This is a genomic window from Planktotalea sp. (assembly GCF_049680325.1).
Classification (GTDB): domain Bacteria; phylum Pseudomonadota; class Alphaproteobacteria; order Rhodobacterales; family Rhodobacteraceae; genus Planktotalea.
The window spans coordinates 1-7,738 of sequence record NZ_JBAUHO010000331.1; the positions used below are offsets into that span (position 1 = coordinate 1).

Genomic DNA, 7,738 nt, shown 5'->3' on the forward strand with positions numbered 1-7,738 from the left:
CTTATGCAAGACCAACTAGACTATCTCGCTAAACGTGCCACCGCGGGCAAACTTTCGCGCCGTGAATTCATGGGCAAAGCAACCGCTTTGGGTGTCAGCGCAACCGCTGCCAGCACAATGTTCGCAACTGCTGCCAAGGCTGCAAGCCACAAGACAGGCGGCGATCTGAAAATCGGTTCCACTGGCGGCGAGAGCACGAACTCGCTCGATCCTGCGACATATGCAAGCCAGGTTCCCTATCACAACGGTCGTCAGTTCGGTGACACGCTGGTTGAGGTTTCCCCGACAGGCGAAATCGAACACCGCCTTGCAACAAGCGTTGAAAGCACGCCAGATGCGAAGACCTGGATGTTCAAGCTACGTCAGGGTGTTGAATTCCATAACGGCAAAACCATGACAAGTGACGACGTTCTCAAAACGATGGAACGTCATTCCAACGAAGATTCGAAATCTGGTGCGCTCGGCGTGATGCGCAACATCGAAAGCATGAAAGTCGACGGCGATACATTCTCTGTCACGCTCAAAAACGCGAACGCGGATCTTCCTTACCTGATGGCGGATTATCACCTGATTATCCAGCCGAACGGCGGCATGGACAATCCGGCTGAAGGCGTCGGCACAGGTCCATATAAAATGGAAGTTGATGAGCCGGGCGTGCGCCATATGTACACCAAGTTTGCGAACTATTGGGGCGATGATGGCCACTTCGATTCGGTTGAAATCCTTGCAATCAACGATGCGACAGCACGTACAGCAGCACTTCAGTCCGGTCAGGTTCACCTGATTAACCGTCTTGAGCCAAAGATTGCCGGCCTTCTGTCCCGTGCGCCAGGCGTGACGGTGCAGTCGACGCCAGGACGCGGTCACTATGTTTTCATCATGCACGCAGACACAGCGCCGTTTGATAACAAAGACCTGCGCCTTGCACTTAAGTACGCGATCAACCGTGAAGAAATGGTTGAGAAAATCCTGCGTGGCTATGGCTCGGTCGGTAACGACATGCCGATCAACTCGGCTTATCCATTGTTTGATGCAAGCATTCCACAGCGCACCTACGACATCGAAAAAGCGAAAGAGCATTACGCGAAGTCTGGTCATGATGGCTCGCCTATCATTTTGCGTACTGCCGATGGTGCCTTCCCGGGTGCGGTTGATGCGGCGCAACTCTTCCAGCAGTCCGCACAGGCAGCGGGCATCCCGCTTGAGATCAAGCGCGAGCCTAACGATGGTTACTGGTCCGAAGTCTGGAACAAGCAGCCGTTCTGTGCGTCTTACTGGGGCGGTCGTCCGGTTCAGGATCAGATGTACTCGACAGCTTATCTGTCAACTGCAGACTGGAATGACACACGCTTCAAGAATCCGGAATTCGACGCCAAGCTGCTTGCAGCCAAGGCTGAACTGGACGTCACGAAGCGCAAGGCGCTCTATTCCGAGATGGGTCACCTTGTGCGTGACGAGGGCGGTCTTATTTGCCCGATGTTCAACGACTTCATCGACGGCGTCAGCGACAAGCTGGCTGGTTGGGAAACTGACCCGAACGATGAGATGATGGGCGGCTTTGCTTCACGCAAGATGTGGTTCGCATAGGGTCGGGGCACAGAACATGCATCCCGTATTGAAACTGGTTTCCCAGCGCTTGGCGCTGGGACTCCTTCTCCTCCTTGCAGCGTCTGCTTTGATCTTTGTCGGCACACAAATCCTGCCCGGCGACGTAGCGCAATCCATTCTAGGCCAATCCGCGACCCCAGAGGCGCTGGCCAACCTTCGCAAAGAATTAGGCCTGAACGAACCTGCCTTGAGCCGCTATTTCAGCTGGCTCGGTGGCGCACTCACAGGTGACCTAGGCACGGCCCTGACAAACGGCCAGGACATCGCAACAAGCATGGGCAAGCGGCTTGGAAACACGCTGTTCCTCGCCTTTTGGGCTGCTGTTATATCCGTCCCGCTGGCGATTTTCCTCGGATTGCTTGCGGTTCGCTACAAAGACCGCTGGCCTGACAAGCTCATCTCGGCAGTTACGCTGACGTCCATCTCCATCCCCGAATTTTTGATCGGCTACGTGTTGATGTACTTCGTCGGCGTAAAGCTGGGCTGGGCACCCTCCGTTGCAATGATTAACGATTCGATGTCGCTTGGTCAGAAGCTCTACGCAATTGCTTTGCCTGTCACAGTCCTGACGCTTGTCGTGCTCGCGCACATGATGCGCATGACCCGCGCGGCGATCCTGAACGTGATGCAATCGGCCTATATCGAAACCGCTGAACTCAAAGGCCTTAGCAGTTTCCAAGTCATCGCGCGCCACGCTTTCCCGAATGCAATTGCGCCGATCGTAAACGTTGTGATGCTGAACCTCGCCTACCTAGTGGTTGGTGTGGTCGTGGTCGAAGTCGTCTTTGTCTATCCCGGCATGGGCCAGTATCTGGTCGATCATGTAAGCAAACGTGACGTGCCCGTCGTACAAGCCTGCGGCCTTGTCTTCGCGGCAGTTTACATCCTGCTTAACATGGTGGCCGACATCGTTTCCATTCTTGCAAATCCGCGTCTGCGGCACCCGAAATAGGAGGAACGGACATGTTCAAAAATATCCCCATATCCGCCCTCATCGGCCTGTTTTTCACCGGTCTCTATTTCTTTATCGCTATCTTCGCACCTTGGATTGCCCCCTATGGCATGGCCGATGCTGTCGGTGATGTCTGGGAGCCATCCTCAGCCAAGCATTGGCTTGGCACGGATAGCATCGGGCGCGACTTGCTTAGCCGGATGATCTACGGCGGGCGCACGACTATCTTTATCGCCACTGCGGCAACGATCCTCAGCTTTACGCTGGGTTCTTGCCTTGGGCTGCTTGCGGCCGTCACGGGGGGGTGGGTCGATCAGGCTATTTCGCGCTTTGTCGATTTGATTATGTCGATCCCATCGCTGATTTTCGCTCTTGTTGTTTTGTCTGTGATGCCTGTCACCATTCCGGTTTTGATCCTCGTTATGGGCCTGCTCGATTCCACCCGCGTCTATCGCCTTTCACGCGCTGTCGCGGTGGACATCAACGTTATGGATTACGTCGAAGCGGCGACGCTGCGCGGCGAGGGGCGTTCATGGATCATCTTCCGTGAAATCCTGCCGAATGCCCTTTCGCCGCTGGTTGCTGAAATGGGCCTGCGCTTTATCTTTGCGGTTCTCTTCGTCTCGACGCTCTCCTTCCTTGGCCTTGGTGTCCAACCACCCGGCGCAGACTGGGGCGGAATCGTGAAAGAAAACAAAGACGGTATCGTCTATGGCATCCCGGCTGCATTGATCCCTGCCTTTGCAATCGCGACGCTCGCAATCTCGGTAAACCTTGTTGCGGACTGGATCCTGAACCGAACAACCTCTCTCAAAGGAGGGCGCGGATAATGAGCGATCCTTTACTCAAAGTACGCGGTCTGAAAATTGGTGCCACGGTGTATCCACCAGATGCCAAGCCCCATAAGATCGAAATCGTCCATGGCGTGGATTTCGAACTGGAAAAGGGCAAAGTCCTTGGTTTGATCGGTGAATCCGGCGCTGGCAAGTCGACGATCGGCCTGTCCGCGCTTGGATATGGACGCGGCGGCGTGGAACTTACCGGTGGTGAGGTCTGGGTCAACGGGCGTGACATCCTTCAGGGTGGCATCGCCGATTTGCGCAAGCTACGCGGTGCAGAAGTGACCTATGTTGCGCAATCCGCCGCTGCCAGCTTCAACCCTGCCAAGAAGATCATGGACCAAGTGATTGAAGCCGCCGTCAGCCAAGGCAAATTCAGCAAAGCGGATGCAGAGGCCAAAGCGCGTGGGCTTTTCGATAAACTCGGCCTGCCCGATCCTGACAACATCGGCTCGCGCTATCCACACCAGGTGTCTGGTGGACAGTTGCAACGCTGCATGACCGCGCTCGCGCTTTGCCCCGAGCCTGATCTGGTGATTTTTGACGAGCCAACCACAGCCCTTGATGTAACCACCCAGATCGACGTGCTCGCTGCAATCAAGGAAGCGATCCGCGACACGGGCGTTGCGGCCCTTTATATCACCCACGATCTCGCCGTTGTGGCGCAGGTCAGTGACGACATAATGGTTCTGAAAATGGGCGAGATGGTCGAATACGGTTCAGTCGATCAGATCATTAACCACCCGCAGGAAGAATATACACAAGCGCTGGTCTCTGTGCGTTCGATCAAGCACGAAGAAAAGACGCCGGTTGAGCCAATCCTGCGCGCCAAGAACATCACCGCACGGTATCGCGGTACGAAATTTGATGTTTTGCACGATGTAAGCGTCGATATCTCGCCAGGTCAGACACTGGCGGTCGTGGGTGAATCCGGTTCCGGCAAATCCACGCTCGCGCGGGTTATTACGGGCCTTTTGGCACCAAGCGACGGAAGCATCGAATTTGCGGATCGCACTTTGACGCCCGATCAACCCAGCCGCTCGCGCGAGGATCTGCGTGAATTGCAGATGATATACCAGATGGCCGATGTTGCGATGAACCCGCGCCAGACGGTCGGAACGATCATCGGTCGCCCGCTGGAATTCTACTTCGGGATGAAAGGTGCGGAAAAGCGCAAACGCATTGCGGAACTGCTTGAAGAGATCGAGATGGGTGACGGCTTTATTGATCGTTATCCCGCCGAACTTTCCGGTGGCCAAAAGCAGCGCGTGTGTATTGCCCGCGCACTGGCAGCCAAACCCAAGCTAATCATTTGTGATGAGGTCACATCGGCGCTTGATCCACTTGTTGCGGACGGCATTTTGAAACTGCTGCTCAACCTGCAAAAACGCGAAGATGTGGCCTATCTTTTCATCACCCACGATCTCGCGACGGTGCGCGCTATCGCAGACAGCATCGCGGTCATGTACCAAGGTAAAGTCGTGCGTTATGGCACCAAATCCGAGGTGCTCAGCCCGCCCTTTGATGACTACACCGATCTATTGCTCAGCTCGGTTCCAGAGATGAAAATCGGTTGGCTCGAAAACGTCATCGCAACCCGTAAAATGCAAAGCGCTGGAAACTAAACGGCTTCATTTTGCCAGTTAAACTCCCGCCGGAGGCTCCAATGGATCGCAAACTGCTCCTTATCATCCTTGATGGCGTGCCGCTTAGAAACTGGTCACGTCTCTTCGGCAATTTGGAAGGATGGGTCGATAGCGGCGATGCGCAGAAATGGACAATGTCCTCTGTGCTGCCGTCGATCTCTGCGTCTTGCTATGCGTCGATCCATACTGGCGTCACACCGCAGGAACATGGCTGCACAGGCAACGGGAATGTCTTTCGTATTAGCAAGCCCGATCTGTTTTCAGAAATTCGCAAGGCTGGTGGTGTAACGGGTGCCGTGACCCATTCCTTCTGGTCGGAATTTTTCAACCGCCACCCTTTCGATTTCGTACGTGATATCGAGTATGACGAACCCGAAAGCGCAACGATCAATCATGGCCGCTTTCACACGATGACCGGGTATGGCGCATCCAATCAGATGACGCCCTCAGACATTGATCTCTTCGCGACCCTAACCAATCTTTGCGGGCGGTTCGATCTGAACTATGGCATATTGCACACCTGCACACTTGATAGCATGGGCCATCGGTTCCAGCATGAAAGCCATGAAATGGATCACGCCTGTTTCGTCATGGATGAGATGCTGGCACCCTTCATCCCGCGCTGGCGCGAAATGGGGTATGAGGTGATGGTGACCGCAGATCACGGCCAGGACGCACGCGGTCATCACGGTGCGCGCGATCCGCTGCAACAGGAATTCGCGCTTTATTACTTTGGCGACGCCAGAGGGCCTTCAGCGGATACGCATCTGCACCAGTTACAACTTGCCCCGACGATCCTGAAACGACTGGGCGCGGACGTGCCCGAGACGATGAAGGCAGACCCGTTCCTTTAGTCGGAAACGGGCCTGAGAATAAGCACCTTCAAAAATTTACAACAATAGAGTTTCCGTAGCCCCGATACTGCAGATCTGCATGCGCTTCCGCAATTTTCGCTTTCCGCACGGCTTCATCCTTGATGCCTCCAAGTCGCATAATCATCATGCGATGATCGGGTCGCGGCAGGAAGATTTTCTCGCTCTGAACGATAAAGCTTCGGCTTTGTCCATCTTTAGTACAGGTGATCGTCATGGGCTTAAGCTTGCGCGTTGCCGCTGGAATATTCAAATGGCCTGACCCTGTGAAGTCCTGATTGAAGATTTCGCTGCGCGCTTTACAGGTAGCGCACAATGCCTAGGCATAGGGCCACTTGCCTTTGCCCAATGCTGTCACCGCCTCCTTGATCCGTTCAAAACTCGCCGATGAACGCGCGGACATGTGCCGCGCGCGCATGTGGCCATGCACCAGACCCGGCTCGTCAACATGGTGGACGGGCACGCCAGCCGCCTTCAAGGCGCGCTGGTAGTCCACGCCGTCATCGCTGAGCGGATCACATTGCGCTGTGTTGATTACCGTTGGCGGTAGGCCCGCGAAATCGCTATCATGAAGCGGTGCGTAGCGCGGATCGCCGACAGGTTCTTCCCCGGCCAGACGCACGTTTTTATAGATGACGATATCATCCCGCGTCAGCATCGGTGCATCGGCATACTCCACATAGGAGCCTTTGTTGTAATCGCCGCCAAGCCCCGGATAGACCAGGACCTGCCCGCGAATATCAAGGCCCGTACCCCGCGCCATGTGTGACACTGCAGCCGCCAGATTTCCGCCCGCGCTATCGCCGCACAGCACCAAAGGTTTGCCAAGTTCGTCAGCGACCGCACGCGTCGCGGCCATCGCATCCTCAAACATCGCGGGGTGCTTATGTTCGGGTGCCATTCGGTAGTCTACGGAAATCACATCAAACCCGGATGCCGCGCATATCTCTGCGCAGACATCGTCATGGCTTTCCAATCCGCCGACAACGAAACCGCCGCCGTGATAGTACATAACGGCGACATCAGCGGTGCCAGATGTGTAGTGACGACAGGGGACACCGCCATAGTCACGATCAATTGCGCTCACACCAATCGGGTAGGCAACACGAAAAGCCGCGCACATTTCATCGTAGATGCGACGCTGATCCTCGACACCAAAGGTCGCTGTTTCAGGTGGATAGTGGCTGTCGGTTTTTTCGATGAACGCCCAGATTTCCGCGTCAATCAACGTCTTGTAATCGGCCATAACGCCCCCTTGTGTCTTCATCTTTCAACAAAACAATCAACGCCAGCACCGTCAAGCCGACGCCCACCAAAATCAATCCACGCGGTGTACCATGGCCAAGGGCGATTTCCCACAAAATCACCCAAGATGGTGTGAGATAGGTATAAGCCATCACCTTTGCGCCGGGCAGCCTGAGCGATGCGAACTGGGTCAGAACAAAAGTCGTCGCCGTCGCAAACACCGCAACATAGACGATAGTGATCCAAACGATCCGGGGCAACGCTGCAAAGTCCGTGCTTGTCAGGCTTTCCGCACTCCAGAACAGCAATGCAAATGTCCCCCCGCAGGTGGTGCCGAACGAGAAAAGCATTGCGCTTTCGCCGCGGTTCAAAAGGCGCACCAAGGGGACATAGATCGCATGGCAAACGCAGCCCCAGAAATAGATGATCTCGCCTGACCCAATTCGAAAGGCTGTAAAGGCTGCCCAATCCGCGCGAAAAATCACCCAAAGGGCCCCGATCGCGCCAATCGACAATGCCAAGGCAATGCGCAACGTCGTAATCTGGCGCAGGATGATAAAACTGGCCAGCGCTGTA

Annotated in this window: 8 protein-coding genes; 5 read left to right on the forward strand and 3 right to left on the reverse strand. The window is 55.2% G+C overall.

From position 1 onward, the window contains the following. Nucleotides 1-3: 3 nt before the first annotated feature. The 5 genes from WBC85_RS14770 to WBC85_RS14790 are packed head-to-tail and all read left to right on the forward strand — an operon-like array spanning nt 4 to nt 5,899. Nucleotides 4-1,587, forward strand: a complete 1,584-nt coding sequence (locus WBC85_RS14770) for an ABC transporter substrate-binding protein (RefSeq protein ID WP_424438892.1) — start codon at nt 4-6, stop codon at nt 1,585-1,587. A gap of 16 nt (nt 1,588-1,603) precedes the next feature. Further along, on the forward strand, nt 1,604-2,560 hold the full coding sequence (locus WBC85_RS14775) for an ABC transporter permease (RefSeq protein WP_424438871.1): 957 nt from the start codon (nt 1,604-1,606) through the stop codon (nt 2,558-2,560). Nucleotides 2,561-2,571: 11 nt separating this feature from the next. Beyond that, nucleotides 2,572-3,390 (forward strand): ABC transporter permease, encoded by an 819-nt coding sequence (locus WBC85_RS14780; RefSeq protein ID WP_424438874.1) that lies wholly within the window; start codon nt 2,572-2,574, stop codon nt 3,388-3,390. Further along, complete coding sequence (locus tag WBC85_RS14785) at nt 3,390-5,024, forward strand: ABC transporter ATP-binding protein (protein ID WP_424438877.1); 1,635 nt, start codon at nt 3,390-3,392, stop codon at nt 5,022-5,024. The genes WBC85_RS14780 and WBC85_RS14785 overlap by 1 nt, the downstream gene beginning before the upstream one ends. Nucleotides 5,025-5,065: 41 nt before the next feature. After that, complete coding sequence (locus tag WBC85_RS14790) at nt 5,066-5,899, forward strand: alkaline phosphatase family protein (RefSeq protein ID WP_424438880.1); 834 nt, start codon at nt 5,066-5,068, stop codon at nt 5,897-5,899. Between the two features lie 28 nt (nt 5,900-5,927). Here the strand turns inward: WBC85_RS14790 and WBC85_RS14795 are convergent, their stop codons facing one another. The 3 genes from WBC85_RS14795 to WBC85_RS14805 form a co-directional block, all read right to left on the reverse strand. Beyond that, nucleotides 5,928-6,170, reverse strand: a complete 243-nt coding sequence (locus tag WBC85_RS14795; protein ID WP_424438883.1) for a hypothetical protein — start codon at nt 6,168-6,170, stop codon at nt 5,928-5,930. 66 nt (nt 6,171-6,236) lie between these two features. Next, on the reverse strand, nt 6,237-7,163 hold the full coding sequence (locus tag WBC85_RS14800; RefSeq protein WP_424438886.1) for an alpha/beta hydrolase: 927 nt from the start codon (nt 7,161-7,163) through the stop codon (nt 6,237-6,239). Then, nucleotides 7,138-7,738 (reverse strand): EamA family transporter (locus WBC85_RS14805; protein WP_424438889.1); only part of this gene is annotated, 601 nt, incomplete at its 5' end. The genes WBC85_RS14805 and WBC85_RS14800, both read right to left, overlap by 26 nt.

What these genes read in the sequence shown, in the direction of transcription:
- WBC85_RS14785 (WP_424438877.1), top strand. Translation starts at nt 3,390, where the DNA reads ATGAGCGATCCTTTACTCAAAGTACGCGGTCTGAAAATTGGTGCCACG.
- WBC85_RS14775 (WP_424438871.1), top strand. Translation starts at nt 1,604, where the DNA reads ATGCATCCCGTATTGAAACTGGTTTCCCAGCGCTTGGCGCTGGGACTC.
- WBC85_RS14770 (WP_424438892.1), top strand. Translation starts at nt 4, where the DNA reads ATGCAAGACCAACTAGACTATCTCGCTAAACGTGCCACCGCGGGCAAA.
- WBC85_RS14790 (WP_424438880.1), top strand. Translation starts at nt 5,066, where the DNA reads ATGGATCGCAAACTGCTCCTTATCATCCTTGATGGCGTGCCGCTTAGA.
- WBC85_RS14780 (WP_424438874.1), top strand. Translation starts at nt 2,572, where the DNA reads ATGTTCAAAAATATCCCCATATCCGCCCTCATCGGCCTGTTTTTCACC.
- WBC85_RS14800 (WP_424438886.1), bottom strand. Translation starts at nt 7,163, where the DNA reads ATGGCCGATTACAAGACGTTGATTGACGCGGAAATCTGGGCGTTCATC.